We start from the raw sequence: 20,267 nt of genomic DNA, 5'->3' as shown, positions 1-20,267 counted from the left end.
CCCCCCGCCGATGCACACGCATCGGCGGGCGAACTATCATTAAGCGTAGAAAATGCGGAGGCCGGCCCTGCCGAGCCTCCCCACCATGTAAAGGGGGAGACGTGCTGCCTCAACGGCACCGAATGCGCACCGGCGCTGAATTCTCCCACGCCTTCCGTTCCGGCATCCGCAGTGGACGCCGGAACATCGTTGTATCTACGGCGAAAAATCCCGGAAAAACAACCCGGGTAGGTTTCATTGTGTCGAAGGCGGTGGGCAACGCGGTGACCCGCAACCTGGTTAAGCGCCGGTTGCGTGAGCTTGCCGCGCTCACCTGCGCCGCGCATCCGGAAGGGTACGCCATCGCTGTGCGAGCGCTTCCTGCCTCCGCACAGGCAGACTGGTCTCAGCTCCGTAAAGACTACGAGTCTGCTCTCGAAACGACCCTCGCCAAGCTCAACCGGCCCTCAACGACCGAGGGGCAACAGTGAGCCGTCACCGTACTTCACGCCGTGAGGAATGTTTCCACTCCCATCACAGCAGCACGTATAGCGCCGCGGAGCCCCTCATCGGCCCCGATGAGCTGCTGGCATTAGCCCCCAACGAGTTTGTGCACCCCGAATCTTTTCTGCAGGCCCTCTACGTTCTGCCGCAGAATCTGCTGATTGCGTGCATGAAGGCCTACCGCACGGTCGTTTCCCCGCTCTACGGGAACGTGTGCCGCTATTACCCAACCTGCTCGGCGTACGCCCTGGAGGCGTTTACCACCCACGGCGCGTTGGGCGGGCTTTCTCTGACGGTGCGGCGCATCCTGCGGTGCGTTCCCTGGGCGACCGGTGGCATTGACCCGGTTCCCGCGGGGCGGCGAGTCTTCGCCCCGGGAGCAGAGCCCAAGATTATTCTGCTCAACCACCCCGACCGTTACATGCCATCTCACACCTCTCAAGCCCGCCCCGAGTAGGCGGCGCCTTCGACTTACCGACTTTGTAAAGTCCTTAAGGAGTATTCCTCGTGAATCCTATCGACATGATTCTTTGGCCGTTTAAATGGATCGTTTCCGTGGTCCTATGGCTGTTCCACACTCTTTTCACCTCGCTGGGTATGGACCCCGCCTCCGGCCTAACTTGGGTTCTGTGCATCATCTTCCTGACCCTGGTGATGCGTACCCTGACCATCCCGCTATTCGTCAAGCAGATCAAGGCCATGCGCGGTATGACCGCAATGCAGGGTGATATGGCGAAGCTGCAGGAGAAGTACAAGGGTAAGAAGGACCAGCTCTCCCGCCAGGCCATGGCCCAGGAGCAGATGGAAATGTACCGCAAGCACGGTACGAACCCCTTCGCCTCCTGCCTGCCGATTCTGGCTCAGATGCCGATCTTCTTCGGTCTGTACCAGGTGCTGATGGGCGTGCCCACCGCAGCGCAGAATAACCAGGGTGTGCTCATGCTGCCGGCTGAGCTGGTGCACCAGTTCAACGACTCCCAGATTTTCGGTGCTCAGCTCTTCGCAACCATGATGCACCCGGGCGCCGGCGACGCCACCGCGACGGTAATCCAGGCCGCCATCATGATTGTGATGATGAGTGCCACCCAGTTCTACATCCAGAAGCAGCTGAGCGTGAAGAACATGTCGGAGGCTGCCCTGAACTCCCCGATGTTCCGTCAGCAGCAGATGATTATGTACATCTTCCCGATCATCTTCGCTGTTTCCGGTATTAACTTCCCCCTCGGTGTGATGTACTACTGGACCGTCTCGAACCTCTGGTCGCTGGGTCAGCAGTGGTGGGTCATCCGCAACAACCCGACCCCCGGTTCCCAGGCCGAGCGTGAGCTGAACGCCCGCCGTGCGGCGAAGGGCCTACCCCCGGTGGGTAAGACCCGCGAGCAGCACGAGAAGGACCTGCAGGAGGCGCGCGAGCGTGCCGCAGCCGGTCAGCGCCAGCAGCCGGTGAGCAAGAAGCGCCAGAAGCAGCAGCGCAATAAGCAAAGCGGAAAGATGTAGGCTTTCCACCCATTTGGGCCGGGCTCACGCCGCGTAAGGCGCGGGCCCGGCGCCGTGTATGAGATACTTTGTACCCCCAAACCCCGCATATACCCGAGGATAATCGTGACTGAAGCTATGGAATATGAGGAGCAGCTCGGCGACGAGCAGTTCGTGGATGAGGCCGCCGAAGGCTACGAGGAGATTGACGATATTGAGGAAGAAGGCGATATTGCCGCCGATTACCTCGAAGAGCTCCTAGACATCGCCGATCTGGACGGCGACATTGACATCGAGGTGCGCAATAACCGCATTTATCTTTCGGTCGTCAATGACGACGATGACAACGAAGAGCTGCGCCACCTGGTGGGTCGCCACGGCGAGGTATTGGACGCCCTGCAGGAGCTGGTGCGCCTGTCCGTCCTGGCCGGCAACGGCACCCGCTCGCGCCTGATTCTGGATATCGCAGGTTACCGTGCCGAGCGCCGCGAGTACCTGGAGAAGATTGCCGCCGAGGCTATCGAGAAGGTACGCGCTACCGGCCGCGACGAGCACATGAAGCCGCTGAGCCCCTACGAGCGCAAGGTGGTGCACGATGTGGTAGCCGCCGCCGGCCTGTACAGCGAGTCGGAGGGTGAGGGTCCGCGCCGTCACGTCGTGATTTCTCTCCCCGAGGTAGGAGTCTAAGGTGGAGGAAACGAAGGTAACTCTGAACGAGAATGAGCACGCTGCCGCCGAGGCCGTGTTCGGTGAGCGCCTGCCTCTGGCGGAGCGCTACGTGCAGCACCTTGCGACGACCGGCATCGAGCGAGGGCTGATTGGTCCCCGCGAGGTTCCGCGCCTGTGGGCCCGCCACGTGCTCAACTGTGCCGTGGTGCAGGAATATATCGCCCCGAATGCCTCTGTGGCCGATGTTGGCTCGGGTGCGGGCCTGCCGGGCCTTTGCTTGGCCATCGCCCGCCCGGATCTGAAGCTGACCCTGATTGAGCCGCTGGAGCGTCGCGTCATTTGGCTCAACGAGGTGATTGAGGACCTGGGGCTGGAGAACGTGACCGTGATGCGCTCGCGCGCCGAGCAGGCCGTAGGTGCCGTGGACGCGGATGTCGTCACCGCCCGTGCCGTATCCGCCCTGGTGGGACTGTTGGATATCACCCTGCCGATTCTGCGTGGCACCGGCGAGCTGCTGGCCTTGAAGGGTCGCAGCGCCTCCGAGGAGATTACCAAGGCGAAGAAGAAGCTGAACCGCTACGGTGCCCGCGAGACCGAGATTCTGACGGCGGGTGCCGACCTGCTGGAGGAGCCGACCACGGTGGTGCGCGTGCGCCTCTAGGGTTGCAGGGCCCGGGGTGTGGCGGAGACGCGAATACCCCGTGAATGGTTATAGATACTTGACGAAAGGTGGCGTCGTGCCGGGGGAGTGGAAACACTCACTCGGTACGGCGCCACCTTTCTGCGCCTGAGGCTTGTATCCAGAATGACTCCTCACGTGGAGTATTGACGCCGCGGCGGGTACCCTTGAAGGAGGGGTTGAACTTCGGGCTGAGGTTGGCAATGCTTTGAAAGCGGCAGATACCTGTCGTACCCCGCGCATCTTCTTGGATTGTGCCTGCGAGTCGTGATGTTTCACGTGAAACATCACGCACGGTCAAAGACATCAATGTTTCACGTGAAACATTGATGTCTATGGCGTCTAGCGCATGCGGGGGAGGTGCACCTCGGTTCCCATGATGGGGAACGATACATGCCATGCCCGCCCTTGGCACCCCAGAAACATCAACGCGAATTACGACTCGGATTACGGAAGGCACCCGATGACTCACCACGCCCAGAAAGCGGCCGCAGATCTACTCCCCAAGCCTGTGCATACGCGTGTCTTTACCGTGTCGAATCAGAAGGGGGGCGTGGGGAAAACCAGCACCGCCGTCAACCTTGCCGCCGCGCTCGCGGAAGCCGGCCTAAACGTTCTTGTCATCGATAACGACCCGCAGGGTAATGCGTCGACCGCTCTAGGCATTGAGCATGGCGTGGATGTGCCCAGCGTCTATAACGTGCTCATCGAAGATAAGCCTCTCGCCGAGATTGTGCAGGAATGTCCCGATATGCCCGGTCTGTTCTGTGCACCGGCCAACATCGACCTTGCGGGTGCTGAAATTGAGCTGGTCTCTCTCGTGGCGCGAGAGACCCGCCTCAAGAACGCCCTGGTGGACTATACGGAGTGGCGCGAGAAGCAGGGGATGCCTCGCCTCGACTACGTATTTATCGACTGCCCGCCGAGCCTCGGTCTCCTTACCGTGAACGCCTTCGTGGCCGCCGAGGAGATTCTAATTCCGATTCAGTGCGAGTACTACGCCCTCGAGGGTCTGAGTCAGCTGCTCAAGAATATTCAGATGATCCAGAAGCATCTGAATTCGAAGCTTCGCATTAGCACGATTCTGCTCACCATGTATGATGCTCGCACCAACCTGGCCTTCCAGGTGGCGGAGGAGGTGCGTGAGCACTTCCCGCAGGAAACCCTGGGTGTGAAGATCCCTCGCTCCGTGCGTATCTCCGAGGCACCTAGCTACCAGCAGACCGTCATCACGTACGATTCTTCCTCGACCGGCGCCCGCGCTTACCGAGAGGCCGCTAAGGAGCTTTCGGGGCGTTCGGCTTGATTTAATTTTTGAATACGCGGTTTATTATTGCCGCCCATATTTTAGACATCCCCTCCGCATCTCTTTTGAGGCGTGTGGAGGGGATGCTTTTGCTGGCAATAAGCTGAAATTTTTAAAAAACACCCTATATAAGTTTTATATTTGATATATTTTGAAATTTTTGAATGCCCCTTAAACCACTCCCTGAATGTCGCACGATTCGTCTACACTAGATAAAGAAGCAATATGAACGGACTCATCCGGGAGTCCAAAGGAGTGACGATGGCTGAGAAGCGACGTGGTTTGGGTCGTGGTCTGGGGGCCCTGATTCCCCAGAGTACGAAGAATTCTGGAAGCGCCGAGAAGAAGGTGGCCGAACGAGATGTAGTACCCGAGGTTAGTCAGCACTCGAAAGCACCCGCTCCCGCTCTCGCAGACGAACCTATGAGCGATGGTCTGTTTGAGATGGCCCATGAGGCGAAGCCTGAGAAGCCCCACCGAGCTCCCAAGCACGAGGCCCCTGAGCCTCCCTCCGAACCCGTTCAGCCTGAGTCTAACCATGCCGATTCGACGCAGGATGTTTCACGTGAAACATCGAAGAAGAAGTCTCGCGTCGATATGGGTGCGGCCCTGCGCAATACGACCCTGACCCGCCGCCCGGTGGATTTCTTCTTCGGCGAGGATGTCCCCGTTCCCGGTGCAAGCGAGCAGGAGCAGTCCGATCTGGTGCCGGTGCCCGGTGCGCAGTTTGCAGAGCTCAACGTGCGCGATATTCACCCCAACCGCAAACAGCCGCGAACCGATTTCGATGAGCAGGACATGGAGGAGCTCATCCATTCGGTGCGTGAGATTGGTGTCTTGCAGCCCATCGTGGTGCGTCCCTCCCGCGAGCGCGGGGCAGAGAAGTACGAGCTGGTCATGGGTGAACGCCGTTGGCGCGCAACCCAGGCTGCCGGCCTCTCGGCGATTCCCGCGATTATTCGTGAGACCGATGATGAAGACCTGCTACGTGACGCCCTGCTGGAAAACCTGCACCGCAGTCAGCTGAACCCCATTGAAGAGGCAGCGGCATACCAGCAGCTCATGGAGGAGTTCGACACCACCCAGGAGCAGCTCGCCAAGCGCATCGGCCGTTCCCGCCCCCAGATTTCGAATACGATTCGTCTGCTGAAGCTGCCCGCCCTCGTGCAGCGTCGCGTTGCCGCCGGGATTCTCTCTGCTGGCCACGCCCGTGCCCTCCTGGCGCTGAGTGACCAGGGACAGATTGAGACCGTCGCTCAGAAGGTCGTGAATGAGGGGCTGTCGGTGCGCGCCACCGAGGAGCTCGCGGCTGCCACCTCCGGTGCGGAGGAACCCAAAGCGCGTAAGGCTCCCCGGCCGCAGAAGCATCGCGAGCGCCTGGATTACATTGCGGAGGCCTTCGCTGATAAGCTCGATACCTCCGTGAAGATTTCTCTGGGTGCCCGCAAGGGTAAGATGACGATTGAGTTCGCCAATGTGGAAGATTTGAACCGCATTATCCGCGTTCTGGATTCTGATTTCTCCGGGTAACATCCTTTGAAAATCGCTTATAACAGCTGATTTCAGTTGAATACATGAAAATCCCCCGGTGATGTTTCACGTGAAACATCACCGGGGGATTTCTGTAGTCTCTTGAGGTTAGCCCAGGTGCTCGGAGAACTCAGCCAGCAGAGCGGACTTAGTTTTGGCGCCTACGGTCTTCTTGACGACCTCGCCACCTTTGAAAAGGTAGATAGCCGGGATGGAGGTAATGCCGTACTTCATGGCGGTATCGCCACTTGCCTCAACATCCACCTTGACCACGTCGACACGGCCAGCATACTCGCCGGCAATCTCATCGATAACGGGGCCAACCATGCGGCAGGGGCCGCACCATTCAGCCCAGAAGTCCACGATAACGGGCTTGTCGTTCTTTAGAACCAGTTCGTCAAAAGTGGCATCAGTTGCCTGCTGTGCACTGCTCACGGAGTGCTCCTTTCTGACACGGGGCGGATTCCCCAGCGAGTAATACGAATAGTTTAGAGGTTTTCGAGGTAGTGCTGCGCGTCCAGAGCGGCAACAGCACCGGAACCGGCAGCAATAATTGCCTGGCGGTAGGTCGGGTCAATCACGTCACCGGCAGCGAAAACGCCGGGAACGGAAGTCTTCGAGGAACGGCCCTGAACCGCGATGGTGTGGTTCTCGGTAATCTCCAGCTGGTCACGTACCAGTTCCACGCGAGGATCGGAGCCAATAGCGATGAACAGGCCCTGAACAGCCAGCTGACGCTCAGAACCGTCCTTGGTGTTGGTCAGGGTGATCGACTCGAGGTTGCTCTCGCCGTGAACGGCGGTGACAGCCGAATCCCAGACAACCTCAATCTTCGGGTTGTTGAACACGCGGGTCTGCATGATTTCCGAAGCGCGGAAAGAATCACGGCGGTGCACCAGGTACACCTTGGATGCGAAGGTCGTCAGGAACAGCGCCTCCTCCAGTGCGGAGTCGCCGCCGCCGACCACTGCGATTTCCTTGTCCTTGAAGAAGAAGCCATCGCAGGTTGCGCACCAGGAGACGCCGTAACCGGAGAGTCGGTCTTCGCCCTCGATGTTGAGCTTACGGACCTGAGAACCGGTGGTCATGATGACGGTCTTCGCCAGGTGAACGGCGCCGTCAGCGGTGTAGACCTTCTTCACGTCGCCGGTGAGTTCAACCTTCTCCACGTCCTGGTAGCGGATGTCAGTGCCGAAACGCTCAGCCTGCTGACCGATGTTCTCCATCAGCTCGGGGCCCTGGATGCCCTGAATGAATCCGGGGAAGTTCTCCACCTCGGTGGTGTTCATGAGGGAGCCGCCGGGTGCCAGGGAGCTGGCGAAGAGTACGGGCTTCAGTTCGGCGCGTGCCGCGTAGATTGCGGCGGTGTAGCCGGCGGGGCCGGAGCCCACAATAATGACGTTGTGGACGGTTGCGTCGGCCTCAACCTCGGCAGCCGGTGCGGCTTTGGTGGCGGGTGCGGATGCGAGGTTCAGATTGCCTAGGGCGGAGCCTCCGAAGAGGCCTCCCAGATTCTCAGTCATCAGATATGTCTTTCCTTTGTAGGTCTTTCGTTCTGCTCCTATAACAGGGCTTTATCCTCGATTATTCCATTTTTTGGGGACCCTTATCCAGATACTCCGCGCACTGTGAATCTTTGAGTAGCGGCCTTGCTATATAGAGTCATAAATAGACATCAAAAAGGGCAGGGCTTCCGAACCGTTGAGTTCAGAAGCCCCGCCCTTGTGTCTGGGGTGCGAGCGCCCTGTCGGCGTCGCTTTATGGGGTGATTAGTCGACCTTGATTTCGTTGATGCGCAGACCGTAACTCCAGTTTCCAATGGGCAGGGAGAGGCGGGGTAGCTCGTTGACCACGATGATCACGTAGGCGCCCTTTTCTGCGCTCTGCTTGGAGGTATCCAGGGTGACGACCGCGTCCTTACCTTCGAAGGTGCCCTTGCCGACCTCAACTGCGCCGTTCAGCGATGCGGAGCTGTTGGTGTAGACGGTGAAGGAGCCGCCGGTGCCGGTGGTCTGCTGGATGGTCAGCTTGGAGACGACGGTGGGGGTCTGCAGCTTCAGTGCCAGGCCGAATTCCTTGATGGTGCCGGCGTAGTTGGCGGTGCCGAAGCCGTAGCTGATCCATGCGGTGTTGGCGTTACCGTCGGTCAGGTTGGGGATGAGGGTGTCCATGTCGTTCATGAACGTGGTGTCCGAGGGCGCGAAGCGAGCTACGGACGCGATCTTTGCCGGTGCGTTCGATGCCTTAGCGGTCGGGGTGGCCGAGGGGGAGGCCTCGGCGCTGGCTGCCTCGCTGGCCGAAGCCTTCGGGGTGTGCGGCGCAGCTGCCTGGTTGGAGCCGATAGCGCCCAGAGAGGTCAGCACACCACCCGCGACGATGACCAGCAGCAGGACGGCGGCCAGAGCGACGGCCCAGGTGCCGCGGCTACCGCCTTCGTCTTCGTCCTCCTCTTCGTAGATGCTGGTGGGCTCGGAGTAGGCGGTCACGGCGCTACTCTCGCCGGAGTTCCAGCTCTTGGAGGCGCTGATGGTTTCCTGGCTGGCGGTGCCGGAGGAGACCTTCTCGTAGGAGTTGGGGGAGCGCTCCGCATCGGAGTCGCCGAAGATTTCGGTGCCCAGCGCATCCTCCGCGTTGGAGAGTGCATGGTTCTCGACGAGAAGGGTATCGAGAAGGGTATCCGGGCGGGTGTGCGAGGTGACCAGGTAGCGGCTTCCCTCGGGGGTGATGCCCAGATCGAGAATCTGAATGTTGCCTCGGGAGTTGGTGGCAAGCGCGCGGGAGTTGGCCTCCAGCAGGGCGCTGCGGTTGGGTGAGGCGACGACGATTGAGACCTTGCGGTTAAGGATCTGGTCGGTGCCTTCGAGCACCATGTCGGACTCTGCCGTAATGATGATGTGGGCGGTAATTTCGTAGCGGCCGCCGAGGACCGATCCGACCGGAATCTGTTGCGACAACGTGTTCTCCCGAGGTGGTTTCAAAGTGCCTGCCGTGTGGCGGGCTCTGCTAATAGATTCTACCCGGCTTTGCAATAGGCCGTGGCTGAGTGATAGTTCGTGGCGTGCTGGGCGCCTGCGGGCCTAGCGGCGGGCCAGGCGTTCGAGCTTGGAGGTGATGGGTGCCAAAAGCGCGTTAGCTTCCTTGACTCGGAAGATTTGCACGCCCGCCAGGTAGGCAAGGCCCATGACCGAGCCGCAGATTACCAGGGTGATAATCGCGGTGATCTTGGAAGACCACGCGAAGCCGTCAATCTGGTATCCGCCGAGCAGCCACAGGGCGATGGCGGCAATGGCGCCGGCGAAGAGCGAGGCGAGAATCGTGCGCGCATAGACGCTGACGATGCCGCGCTGGCCGTAGTAGCCGAGACGGCGGCGCACCATGTAGTGGCTGATGAACATGAGCAGAATGTTGTGGATGGGGTAAATCCAAGCGAGCATGTACACGGTGTACTGGGCGTCGAGCATGGAGGCTGCGAAGCTCATGACGACCATGATGATGGCGGAGTACACCTGGATACGGAAGGGCGTGCGCGCGTCTTCGCGAGCGTAGAGCACGCGGCTGTAGAGGTAGTTGATGGTGAGCGTGGGGGTGCCGAGCGCGGTGATGACGATGAGGCGGGCGATGATGGTGGCCGCAATGGGGTCGCCACCGCTGAATAGCACGGCGATGGGGCCGGCCAGCACGATGAGTCCGACCATGCAGAAGACGGTGGCAACGGCTGCGTTACGCAGGCCGTGAGAGAGCGCGTAGATGACGCTGTCGTTATCGTCGGCGATGGCTGAGGCGCTCATACGGTTAAAGAGCACGGTGGCGATGGAGATGCCGATAACGCCGTGCGGCAGCATGTACAGCATGGAGGCGTAGTTGAGGGCCTGCAGACCCGGAATCTGGATGCCCATGGCGGCGTAGTGCTCGCGCTGACCGACGATGCCTGCAGCAACCTTGGTCATGTAGAGGAAGGCCAGGTTGGAGATGATACCGGAGGCGAGGGTCCACGCGGCGAGCTTGGAGGCTGCGCGCAGGCCGATGCCGCGCCACGCGAAATCGGGCTTGAGTCGCAGGCCGAGTCGGCGCAGGGGGATGAAGAGTACGAGCGCCTGCATAACCACGCCGAGGGTCGAGGAACCGGCGAGCACGAGGGTTTGTGCGTTGGTCCAGTTGTCTACGGTGTGGATTGGGTGGGGGTTGGGGGTCTGCGCTCCGAAGAGGAAGATGAAGAGGAACAGCGACAGGATGGTGATGACGTTGTTCAGCACGGGCGACCACATGTACGCGCCGAAGGCGTCCTTCGCGTTGAGCACCTGCCCAATGACAGTGTAGAGGCCGTAGAAGAAGATCTGGGGTAGACACCAGAGTGAGAAGATGAAGCCGAGCTGTCGCTGTTCGGGGGTCCATCCCGAGCCCATGACGCTGATGATGGGCCAGGCGCAGGCGACGGTGATGAGCGTGACCAGGCCGATGGCGGTGACGGTGAGCGTGACGAGCTTGGAGATGTAACGCGCGCCGCCGTCCTGTGCCTTGGCGGCCTTGATGATTTGGGGCACGAGAACCGCGTTGAACACGCCGCCGGCAACGAGCACGTAGATGAGGTTGGGGAGGGTGTTCGCGGTTTCGAAGACGTCACCGACGGTAGAGAGCGAACCGATAGCGACGGTGAGCAGGATGGTCTTGACGAATCCGAGGATGCGCGAGACGAGCGTACCTGCGGCCATGATTGCGCTTGAGCGGGCGTCGGTTCGTGCCACGTGTCTCTCCTGTGTTGGCGGTGATGGTCGGTCGGATGTCTTCGGGCCTCTGTCCGGCTACCTTCGGGATGTCGCCCCGAAGGCTTGCCGGGACGTTAGAGGTGGGTGGTGATGTATTCGCTGGCGCTACGGGCGATGTGCTGCTCGTTGGCGAACGAGAGGCGGGTGGGCAGCTCGGCGAGGGGGACCCACGCGACGTCGATGGCTTCGTGATCGGGGTCGTTGTCGATGCTGAGCTCGCCGCCGGTTGCCGCGAAGAGGTAGTGGTGCACGGTCTTGTGGATGCGCAGCCCGTTGGAGGTGAACCAGTAGGCGATGGTGCCGAGGGAGGCTACGGGGTAGCCGGTGATTCCGGTTTCTTCGGCGATTTCGCGTCCGGCTGCTTCAACTCGGGTTTCACCGCGTTCGATGTGTCCCTTGGGCAGGCACCATTCGCGCTGACCGGTGCGGTTGATTCGGGCGATGATGGCCGCGGGGAGTTCTTCGGGCCGGTCGAAGTCGATGATGAGCCCTCCGGCGGATACTTCTTCGGGGGCCGGTACCGGGCGCGCGGGCGCGGCGAAGCGCGTTTTGGGTGCGCGGGGTACGGGAATGCTCATGGTTCTACCTTAACTGATGGAAGAGGGTTTTGGCGCTTCGGGGCGGGGTGATGTGGGCATCCCGTGCGGCGCGGGGTGGTCGTGGAGGCGTTTTATCTGGCACGATTAAAGGATTATGTCGCTGATTATTGATGTTGAGTCGAAGTACCCGGATGCCGCCGAGCTGGGAGAGCTGTACCGTGCGGCGGGGTTTGAGCTGTACCTGGTGGGCGGTATTGTCCGCGACAACCTGCTGGATGACGGCGGCCATTTCACCGATTTTGATTTGACGACGGACGCCACCCCGGAGCAGAGCGAGCAGATTTTGCGCGCGTGGGGTGAGCACACGTGGGATATCGGCAAGGAGTACGGCACGATTAGCGCCCGTAAGAACGGCGTGGTGTACGAGGTGACGACTTACCGTGCCGAGGTGTACGTGTCCGATTCTCGGAAGCCGACGGTGCAGTTTGGTACCGATTTGAGCGCCGACCTGGTGCGTCGCGATTTCACGATTAACGCGATGGCCGCGGCTTTGCCGAGCGGCGAGGTGGTTGATCTTTTCGGCGGCGTGGAGGATTTGCGTGAGGGCGTTCTGCGTACCCCGCGCTCGCCGCAGGAGTCTTTTTCCGAGGATCCGTTGCGCATGATGCGTGCGGCTCGTTTCGCGGCTCGTTTTAATCTGCGCGTGGCCCCGGAGGTTTTTGAGGCGATGCGCGAGATGGCCGGCCGCATCGAGATCATTTCTGCGGAGCGTGTGCGCGATGAGCTGGTGAAGCTGATTGATGCGGATTACCCGCGGGTGGGTTTGAACCTGCTGGTGGATACCGGCCTGGCGGATTATGTGTTGCCGGAGCTTCCCGCGCTGCGCATGGAGATGGATCCGGCGCATCACCATAAGGATGTGTATGAACATTCGCTGAAGGTGCTGGAGCAGGCGATGGAGAAGGAGACGGACGAGGACGGCCCGTGCCCTGCCCCGGACTTTATTCTGCGTTTTGCGGCGTTGATGCACGATATCGGTAAGCCGAAGACTCGTAAGTTTGAGAAGGACGGCTCCGTCTCGTTCCTGCACCACGAGGTGGTGGGCGCGAAGATGGTGAAGAAGCGTATGCGCGCCCTGCGTTTTGATAACGACACGATTAAGGCTGTGGCCCGCCTGGTGGAGCTGCACATGCGTTTCTACGGCTACCGCGAGTCGGGCTGGACCGATTCGGCGGTGCGCCGCTACGTGCGCGATGCGGGGGATCAGCTGGAGCGCCTGCACCGGGTTTCCCGCTCCGATGTGACGACCCGTAATCGTCGCCTGTCGCGTTCGCTGGCTGCGGCGTACGACGATTTGGAGCGTCGTATTGCCGAGCTGGCGGCTCAGGAGGAGCTGGATGCAATCCGCCCCGACCTGGACGGCGGCCAGATTATGCAGATTCTGGGGATTGCGCCGGGTCCGGTGGTGGGCGAGGCATACAAATTCCTGCTGAACCTGCGCCTGGACGAGGGCTCGCTTCCCGAGGAAGAAGCGAAGGCGCGCCTCCTGCAGTGGTGGGAGCAGCGCCGGGGGGCGTAGCTTCTGAGGTGTCGGTACCGCATCGCATGGTTGAGCTCACGCGGTGCGGTACTGTTGCATCCGCCCAGCGTGGTGTATTGTTAAGAAATCTATGCGTGTTCCCCACCCGGTGTGCTTCACGTATAGGGCACAATGAATCTCCTGCTATGGAAATCCCATAGCCGTTTAGCCCAAAGGAGGGGTTTAATCATGCGTGCATACGAACTGATGGTTATCCTCAGCCCCGAGGTTGAGGACCGTGCGGTTGAGCCGTCGCTGTCCAAGTTCCTCGAGATCGTCACCAACGAGGGCGGTTCTATCGACAACGTCGATATCTGGGGCCGTCGCCGTCTGGCATACGAGATCCAGAAGAAGTCCGAGGGTATCTACGCAGTGGTGAACTTCACCGCTACCCCCGAGACCGCAGCTGAGCTCGATCGTGTTCTGAACCTGAACGAGTCCGTCATGCGTACCAAGATCATCCGCCCGGAGGATCAGAAGATCTCCAGCAAGTAGTTGCGCCCTCCAGTGGCCGACCCTCTAAAAATGTCAGGGGGTTGCGCTGTACTGGAATCAACACACTTGTAACTCTTATCGAGGAGGCATCTTATGGCAGGCGATACCGTTATTACCGTTATCGGTAATCTGACGAGCGATCCGGAGCTCCGTTACACCCCCGCGGGTGCTGCGGTTGCTAACTTCACGATCGCGTCGACTCCGCGTTCGTTCAACCGCCAGACCAACCAGTGGGAGGACGGGGAGACCCTGTTCCTGCGTGCGTCGGTGTGGCGTGGTTACGCTGAGAACGTTGCGGAGACCCTGAAGAAGGGTACCCAGGTTATCGCACAGGGCCGTCTGAAGTCCCGCTCGTACGAGACCAAGGAAGGCGAGCGTCGTACCTCGTTTGAGCTTGAGGTCGAGGAAATCGGCCCGACTCTGCGTTTTGCTACCGCACAGGTGACTCGCGCACAGCGTTCTGCCGGAGGTAACTTCGGCGGAGGTGCGCAGGGTGGCTTTGGCGGCGGCGCCGGGTACAACGCCCCTGCTCAGGGCGGTTACTCCGCTCCGCAGCAGAATAATTTCGCGGCTCCCCAGGGTAATGGTTACTCCGGTCAGACCGGTTACTCCGCTCCGGCTGCTCCTGCAGCCCCGGCAGCTCCCGCTGCTGATCCGTGGAGTTCCCAGTCCGGCGGTAACTATGATTGGGGTAGTGGCGCCGACGATGAACCTCCGTTCTAAGCCGGTTTCGTTTTCCGAATAGTAATTTATCAATCCATCCCGCGGTTATCCGCCGCGGGCTCCCAACTCTAAGGAGCACCACGATGGCTAAGGCTGAAATCCGTAAGCCCAAACCGAAGCAGAACCCCCTCAAAGCTGCTGACGTCACCGTTATTGACTACAAGGACGTCGCACTTCTGCGCAAGTTCATCTCCGACCGCGGCAAGATCCGCGCTCGCCGCGTGACTGGCGTGACCGTTCAGGAGCAGCGCAAGATCGCTCAGGCTATTAAGAACGCCCGCGAAGTTGCTCTGCTGCCCTACTCCGGCGCTGGCCGCTAAAGAGAAGGAGAGACAGTAACATGGCTAAGATCATTCTGACTCAGGAAGTTTCCGGCCTCGGTGCAGCTGGCGATGTTGTCACCGTTAAGGACGGCTACGCACGTAACTACCTGCTGCCCCGCGGTTTCGCCGTGACCTGGACCCAGGGTGGCGAGAAGCAGGTTGAGTCCATCCGCGCCGCTCGTGCGGCTCGCGCTAAGGCTTCTCTGGAAGAGGCTCAGGCACTTGCTGCGTCCCTGGCTGCTAAGCCGGTTGTCGTTGCACACAAGGCTGGCGCTGACGGCCGCCTGTTCGGTACCGTCAAGGCTGACGCTATTGCTGAGGCTATTGAGGCTGCCGGCATTGGCTCCGTTGACAAGCGCACCATCCACCTGGGTTCCGCTATCAAGCGCACCGGTGAGTACAAGGTGACTGTCCGCCTGCACGCTGACGTTGTTGCTAACGTTGTCCTGGACGTCGTTGCTGCTGCGTAAGTAGTTTTGAGGTTTTCGTGCTGAGGCACTGAGAAACCGTGACGGGGTGTTCTTCCTTCGGGAGGAGCACCCCGTTTGCTGTACCCGCCTCGGTGCATGTTTCACGTGAAACATTGACCCTGTGGGTGCACACTCTAACCCGGGGGAGCGATGGATGCGACGTAGGCACACAGACCCCGTAGACTGGTAGACATGGCTAAATCTTTATCGCGTATGTCCTCAAGCGCCCAGCTTCTGATGACCGGCGTCATTCTGGAGGGTGTGAACCTACTGCTGTGCGCCCTGGCGCTTGTTCCAATGGCGGACGCTAACCTCGCTACGACTCTGCTGCTGCTTTTTCTGATTGTTGGTGGTTTGGGGTCCAGCATTGCGGTGGTATGTGCCCTGGTGGGTTTGGTGAAGTTCCGTCGCTTTCGCTGGGCTAATATCCTCCTGCTCCTGGTGTCTATCGTGACGAATCCGTTGCTTGTACTCACCCTGTATGTGAGCGCTTCCTAGCCCTGGGCGCGGCGTACACGGTTTCTCTCAGATGACTCTCTGCGCCTCTCAGTGTTCTACGGGTCTTCTCCCAGCTGCTTTCCAGCTAAAATCAACCCTCCCGTAAGGTTCGCAGTGTTTACTATAAGTGTTGGTTCGAGAGGACTGCGATGTGAATGTGTGTGTTTCGTGTAGCGGGGAGGCCCGCTCGCGAAAGAAGAAAGGCAAGGCAACAGCGCCTTGCCTTTCTTCTTTTAACGCGATCGGTTTCTACGGGGGAGGGCGTTAAGCGCCGACGGGCCTCCTGCCCCCAAAGGCTCGCCCTGGAAGGCGCTTTGGAGGCGACGTTTATTTCGATTTCCCCTGTGGGACCCGCTCCTGTGTACGTTTGATCTTTTGGCGCCGACGGAGCATTTGAGTCTCTCAGCTATTCCCAGCTTTCTTCCAGCTTTAACCTACAGGGAATAAAGGTTTACGCGTAATACTTTATATAGATGGTTCGAGAGGGCCATCAGAAAGTTGGACTTTCCTTGCGGAAGTGGCTCTGATTTTCGTATGTATGTGTGTGTGATGAGACTGGGGTTGAACCGAGAGGTTCGGCTCCAGTCTCTGTTTAACCACTCAACGGTGTATCACTCAATGGCGCAGCATTGAGCGTGACCCTTTGTGCTCACGCGGCACGCCGTAACAAAGGGTATCCATACCCTCGCATAACGTCACATTTCCTTTCTTGGGTGTCGCGGGTCTAGAATTAGGAAATATTAATCTTGCATATTAGATACAAATATTGAGGAGTTATCACCGTGTCTAAGACCCCTTCAGTCCCCGGCACCGATCGTCCCGCCGATAAGGCCGCGGGCCACTGGCTGCTCGCACAGCTGGGCAAGAAGGTTCTGCGTCCCGGTGGCCGTGAAACCACCAACTGGCTGCTGGCTCGCGCTCTGGGCGGCGACATTGACGTCGTGGAGTTTGCCCCGGGCCTGGGTATCACCGCCCAGGAGATTGTGAAGCGTTCCCCGAAGAGCTACACCGGTGTGGATCTCGACCCCAAGGCCGCCGAAATTGTTACCGAGCGCATTGGTGCGGCGAATAAGCCGAACTACCGCGTGGTGAACGCCAGCGCACAGGAGACCGGCCTGCCCTCCGAGAGCTACGACGCCGTGGTGGGCGAGGCAATGCTGACCATGCAGACCGATAAGCACAAGCTGGAGATCATGCGCGAGGCAGCCCGCCTGCTGCGTCCCGGCGGCTACTACGCTATTCACGAGATGTCGCTGATTCCCGATTACCTGCGCCCCGAGCTGAAGGAAGAGATTCAGAAGGACCTGGCCCGCACCATCCGCGTGAACGCCCGTCCGCTGACCCGTGCAGAATGGACCGCCCTGGCCGAAGAGGCCGGCTTCGAGGTGCTGGACGTGTATCAGACCGATATGGCTCTGCTGGAACCCAAGCGTCTGCTGGCCGATGAGGGGCCCGCCGGCGTCGCAAAGATTGCGTTCAACCTGGCTCGTAAGCCGCAGATTCGTGAGCGTGTGCTGGGTATGCGCGGTGTATTCCGCCGCCACGCCGACCACATTGGTGCTATCGGCCTGATTCTGCGCAAGAAGTAAGACAGAATCACACCGCAAAGCTTATACAGCGAAACGGAGCCTCAGTATTCCCCTCTATACGGGGGAATACTGGGGCTCCGTTTTACACTGGTGAGGTTATGAGCCGCAGATTCGGCTCAGTCACGTGTGCGCCTGCCGGAGTTTGTTATGAGCCGTATTCTTTTCTCTCCTGAAAGCTTCAATATGGGTGAAACCACGCGCTGCATTGAGATAGCGCGTGTGGCTCGGGAGCGAGGTCATACGGTCTTGTTCCACGTGTATTCCCCTAAGTACTTGGGGCTACTGGAAAACGCGGGGCTTCCTGTGCATCTTCGCGAGCCAATCATGAGCGATGCTGAGGCGGAGCAGATTATGGCGCTGGATCAGGGTAGGGGAGTGCGGCATCCTTTCACGACCGATATGGTGCGTCGGCGGGTCACCGCTGAGCTTGAGGCTATCCGTGACTTTAGAGCGGATGCTGTGGTGATTGGTTCTAACCTGACGATGCTGCTGTCTGCGCGTATTGCGGGTGTCCCTATTTTCTATGCGCGCCCGTACGCTTACTCGTCGACGTATTTTTCGAAGAAACCTGTAGGCGGCGAGCTTGCGGCACCGGGGTGGTTGCGGGCGGTGGCGCGGGTGTTGTCGTATAAGCCGGCTTCTTTTACTCGTGTGGCTCGTGAGCATGGGCTGAGGCTTCCTCGCCGTACCGTGGATATGCTCAGTGCCGATGTGAACCTTATCTGCTCTCTGTTTACGCAGCTGCGCGGAGATTCGTTGGTAGAGCCCGACGTTAGTGTGGGTCCTATCTATTACCGTGCGCCCGGTGAGTTGCCGCAGATTGTTCGCGAGCCTAGAGACCGCCCGCTGGTGTATGTGGGAATGGGGTCGTCTGGCTCCGCAGATATTTTGGCGCAGGTGCTTCGTCAGCTCTCAGCCGCTCCGGTGGATGTGCTGGTCGGCGGCGGTGTACAACTCTCGGATACCAGCATGCTGGGCAGCAACATCCATTTCGCCGGGACTGTTCCGGCGCATCTGCTTGCCGGCCATATTGATGCCTCGATAACCCACGGCGGTGAGGGGACGGTACAGACAGCGTGCCTGGCGGGTGTTCCGTTTGCGGGTATTGCGATGCAGGCGGAGCAGAGCTGGAATATTGAGGAGTGCGTGCGCTACGGTAACGCCCTGCGCTTTACGAAGAATGATGTGCGCCGCGGCAATATGCGCGATATTCTGGACCGTCTGCTTAGCGATGAGGGCATGCGCGGTAGGGCGCGGCAGCTGGGTGAGGTAATGCGCACTATGGATGGCGCGGCGCTCGCCGTTGAGAAGATTGAGGATTATCTGCGCGCTCCCCGTTAGGCGTGTATGGGTTTCGCGTGTGCCTTCGTGAGAAACTAGCATAGGAGTTCTGCAGAAATTGTTTCTGGAACGTTGTAGATATCGGATTGAAACGCGAGGATAAGCATGTCTGAAACTGCCATTGATTATGGTTCCCGCACTATGCCTCATGATGATGTGGCTGAGCAGTCGGTGCTCGGTGGCATGCTGCTGTCAAAGGACGCTATTGCGGATGTGGTTGAGAGCCTGCGTGCGTCTGATTTCTATAAGCCGGCGCACGAGACGATTTATGAGGCGATTCTTTCTCTTTACGGTCACGGTAGCCCTGCGGATGCGATTACGGTTGCTGATGAGCTGAAGAAGCGCGGCGAGCTGACTCGTGTGGGCGGCGCGGCCTATATTCATACGCTGATTGCGTCGGTTCCGACTGCTGCTAACGCTCAGTATTACGCTGAGATTGTTAAGGAGCACGCGATTATGCGCCGCCTGATTGAGGCGGGTACGAAGATTGCTCAGCTGGGTTACGCCAATGAGACTGAGGTCGATACTTTGGTGGATCAGGCGCAGGCTGAGATTTATGCGGTGACTGATGGTAACGCGAAGGAAGATTATGTGTCTTTCTCTGAGGCCTTGGAAGCGACGATGCGCGAGATTGACGCAAACTCGAACCGCCCCGATGGCGTGTACGGCGTGCCGACTGACTTTATCGAGCTTGATGAGCTGACCGGCGGCCTGCACGGTGGCCAGATGATTGTGATTGCGGCTCGTCCGGGTGTGGGCAAGTCGACCCTGGCCTTGGATATTGCGCGTTCGGCGGCTATTCACCACCACATGGCAACGGTTTTCTTCTCTCTGGAGATGAGCCGTACCGAGCTGGCCATGCGTATTCTCTCCGCGGAGGGCAAGATTTCAATGGGTCGTCTGAAGAAGGGCGATCTAGACACCGAGGGCTGGACGAACCTGGCGACTCTGCAGGGCCGTATTGATTCTGCCCCTCTCTTTATTGATGATTCGCCGAATATGACTCTGATGGAGATCCGTGCGAAGTGCCGTCGTCTCAAGCAGCGTAACGATTTGAAGCTTGTGGTGCTGGACTACCTGCAGCTGATGAGCTCGGGCAAGAAGGTGGAGTCCCGTCAGCAGGAAGTCTCGGAGTTCTCCCGTAGCCTGAAGCTTCTGGCTAAGGAGCTGGATGTTCCGGTGATTGCACTTTCGCAGTTGAACCGTGGTTCGGAGCAGCGCACCGATAAGCGTCCGATGGTGTCGGACCTGCGCGAGTCGGGTTCTATCGAGCAGGACGCGGATATGGTGATTCTGCTGCACCGCGAAGATATGTATAACCCCGATAGCGATCGCGTGGGCGAGGCCGACATGATTATCGCGAAGCACCGCGGTGGCCCGACCCGTACGATTCCCCTGGCCTTTAGCGGTAAGTACTCACGCTTCAATAACATGGCCAATGAGGCTCCTCCGCAGTACTAGACGTCGAAAGCCCCTGTTCCCGTTGCCGAGTGCTCAGTAGTTCGAGCTTCGTCAGAGAGCAGGGGCTTTGGCCTACCCGCCGTTTGTTTCTCCGGGATAACTGACGTAGGGGAGGAAGCACGGGCGCGGGGATGGAGCGGCGAAGGTATATGGGGGTTCTTGCTTTTCCCTGTCTTTGTCTGGGTTCCGAGGCCCATGAGGGGCCCCGAAGGGGTCTTTTACCCCTGCTTAAAATTTTTTAGCCTTCTTAGGAATCAATATATCGTTCTGACTAGGCTATTTATTGAGATAAGCCACCCAAAGGGCACAATGTGGCCTTATTTGTGTTCTACTTCACCCGTAT

21 protein-coding genes are annotated in these 20,267 nt (G+C 59.4%); 16 read left to right on the top strand and 5 right to left on the bottom strand.

Going from position 1 to position 20,267, the window contains the following annotated elements; all coding sequences use genetic code 11:
- The first annotated feature begins 101 nt into the window (after positions 1-101).
- The 7 genes from rnpA (at position 102) to HMPREF2874_RS01375 (ending at position 6,143) form a co-directional block, all read left to right on the top strand.
- Complete coding sequence (gene rnpA / locus HMPREF2874_RS01405) at positions 102-470, top strand: ribonuclease P protein component (RefSeq protein ID WP_049332233.1); 369 nt, start codon at positions 102-104, stop codon at positions 468-470.
- Positions 467-940 (top strand): membrane protein insertion efficiency factor YidD, encoded by a 474-nt coding sequence (yidD, locus tag HMPREF2874_RS01400; RefSeq protein WP_070648673.1) that lies wholly within the window; start codon positions 467-469, stop codon positions 938-940. Before rnpA ends, yidD begins: the two co-directional genes overlap by 4 nt.
- A gap of 50 nt (positions 941-990) precedes the next feature.
- The gene (yidC, locus tag HMPREF2874_RS01395) at positions 991-1,980 is read left to right on the top strand and encodes a membrane protein insertase YidC (RefSeq protein WP_070648672.1); all 990 of its coding nucleotides are present in this window, start codon (positions 991-993) and stop codon (positions 1,978-1,980) included.
- Between the two features lie 105 nt (positions 1,981-2,085).
- Complete coding sequence (locus HMPREF2874_RS01390; RefSeq protein WP_049332228.1) at positions 2,086-2,646, top strand: Jag family protein; 561 nt, start codon at positions 2,086-2,088, stop codon at positions 2,644-2,646.
- 1 nt (position 2,647) lies between these two features.
- Positions 2,648-3,289, top strand: coding sequence for a 16S rRNA (guanine(527)-N(7))-methyltransferase RsmG (gene rsmG / locus HMPREF2874_RS01385; RefSeq protein ID WP_070648670.1), 642 nt, complete (start codon positions 2,648-2,650; stop codon positions 3,287-3,289).
- Positions 3,290-3,770: 481 nt separating this feature from the next.
- Positions 3,771-4,613, top strand: coding sequence for a ParA family protein (locus HMPREF2874_RS01380; protein WP_070648668.1), 843 nt, complete (start codon positions 3,771-3,773; stop codon positions 4,611-4,613).
- 261 nt (positions 4,614-4,874) lie between these two features.
- Positions 4,875-6,143, top strand: a complete 1,269-nt coding sequence (locus tag HMPREF2874_RS01375) for a ParB/RepB/Spo0J family partition protein (RefSeq protein WP_070648666.1) — start codon at positions 4,875-4,877, stop codon at positions 6,141-6,143.
- A 108-nt stretch (positions 6,144-6,251) separates the two neighbouring features.
- Here the strand turns inward: HMPREF2874_RS01375 and trxA are convergent, their stop codons facing one another.
- The 5 genes from trxA to HMPREF2874_RS01350 all read right to left on the bottom strand — a co-directional run bounded on the left by trxA (position 6,252) and on the right by HMPREF2874_RS01350 (position 11,484).
- Positions 6,252-6,578: a thioredoxin gene (gene trxA, locus HMPREF2874_RS01370; protein ID WP_070648664.1), complete on the bottom strand. Its 327-nt coding sequence runs from the start codon at positions 6,576-6,578 to the stop codon at positions 6,252-6,254.
- Between the two features lie 53 nt (positions 6,579-6,631).
- Positions 6,632-7,666 (bottom strand): thioredoxin-disulfide reductase, encoded by a 1,035-nt coding sequence (gene trxB / locus HMPREF2874_RS01365; protein WP_049341938.1) that lies wholly within the window; start codon positions 7,664-7,666, stop codon positions 6,632-6,634.
- A 246-nt stretch (positions 7,667-7,912) separates the two neighbouring features.
- The gene (locus HMPREF2874_RS01360; protein WP_070648661.1) at positions 7,913-9,097 is read right to left on the bottom strand and encodes a serine/threonine protein kinase; all 1,185 of its coding nucleotides are present in this window, start codon (positions 9,095-9,097) and stop codon (positions 7,913-7,915) included.
- A gap of 123 nt (positions 9,098-9,220) precedes the next feature.
- On the bottom strand, positions 9,221-10,885 hold the full coding sequence (gene murJ, locus HMPREF2874_RS01355; RefSeq protein WP_070648659.1) for a murein biosynthesis integral membrane protein MurJ: 1,665 nt from the start codon (positions 10,883-10,885) through the stop codon (positions 9,221-9,223).
- 95 nt (positions 10,886-10,980) lie between these two features.
- A complete protein-coding gene (locus tag HMPREF2874_RS01350) occupies positions 10,981-11,484 on the bottom strand; it encodes an NUDIX hydrolase (RefSeq protein ID WP_049332212.1) in 504 nt (167 codons plus the stop codon).
- Positions 11,485-11,599: 115 nt separating this feature from the next.
- Here HMPREF2874_RS01350 and HMPREF2874_RS01345 point away from each other — a divergent pair, with 115 nt between their 5' ends.
- The 9 genes from HMPREF2874_RS01345 to dnaB all read left to right on the top strand — a co-directional run bounded on the left by HMPREF2874_RS01345 (position 11,600) and on the right by dnaB (position 19,924).
- A complete protein-coding gene (locus tag HMPREF2874_RS01345) occupies positions 11,600-13,024 on the top strand; it encodes a CCA tRNA nucleotidyltransferase (protein ID WP_049346600.1) in 1,425 nt (474 codons plus the stop codon).
- Between the two features lie 189 nt (positions 13,025-13,213).
- Complete coding sequence (rpsF, locus tag HMPREF2874_RS01340; RefSeq protein WP_049332208.1) at positions 13,214-13,519, top strand: 30S ribosomal protein S6; 306 nt, start codon at positions 13,214-13,216, stop codon at positions 13,517-13,519.
- Positions 13,520-13,612: 93 nt separating this feature from the next.
- Complete coding sequence (locus HMPREF2874_RS01335) at positions 13,613-14,242, top strand: single-stranded DNA-binding protein (protein WP_049332206.1); 630 nt, start codon at positions 13,613-13,615, stop codon at positions 14,240-14,242.
- Positions 14,243-14,325: 83 nt separating this feature from the next.
- Entirely contained in the window at positions 14,326-14,562 is a 237-nt protein-coding gene (gene rpsR / locus HMPREF2874_RS01330; RefSeq protein WP_004005948.1) for a 30S ribosomal protein S18, read from the top strand.
- Positions 14,563-14,582: 20 nt separating this feature from the next.
- Positions 14,583-15,035: a 50S ribosomal protein L9 gene (rplI, locus tag HMPREF2874_RS01325; protein WP_049332204.1), complete on the top strand. Its 453-nt coding sequence runs from the start codon at positions 14,583-14,585 to the stop codon at positions 15,033-15,035.
- A gap of 192 nt (positions 15,036-15,227) precedes the next feature.
- Positions 15,228-15,533 carry a hypothetical protein gene (locus HMPREF2874_RS01320; RefSeq protein ID WP_049346599.1) on the top strand — a complete coding sequence of 102 codons (306 nt, stop codon included), beginning with the start codon at positions 15,228-15,230 and terminating at the stop codon, positions 15,531-15,533.
- Positions 15,534-16,315: 782 nt separating this feature from the next.
- Positions 16,316-17,122 (top strand): class I SAM-dependent methyltransferase, encoded by an 807-nt coding sequence (locus HMPREF2874_RS01315; protein WP_049344474.1) that lies wholly within the window; start codon positions 16,316-16,318, stop codon positions 17,120-17,122.
- A gap of 324 nt (positions 17,123-17,446) precedes the next feature.
- Positions 17,447-18,463, top strand: a complete 1,017-nt coding sequence (locus HMPREF2874_RS01310) for a glycosyltransferase (RefSeq protein WP_246823739.1) — start codon at positions 17,447-17,449, stop codon at positions 18,461-18,463.
- Between the two features lie 105 nt (positions 18,464-18,568).
- Complete coding sequence (dnaB, locus tag HMPREF2874_RS01305; RefSeq protein ID WP_070648655.1) at positions 18,569-19,924, top strand: replicative DNA helicase; 1,356 nt, start codon at positions 18,569-18,571, stop codon at positions 19,922-19,924.
- Positions 19,925-20,267: the final 343 nt, after the last annotated feature.

The organism is Rothia sp. HMSC068F09, from assembly GCF_001812775.1.
Classification (GTDB): Bacteria; Actinomycetota; Actinomycetes; order Actinomycetales; family Micrococcaceae; genus Rothia; species Rothia mucilaginosa_A.
This window is presented reverse-complemented; position numbering and strand designations above follow the sequence as displayed.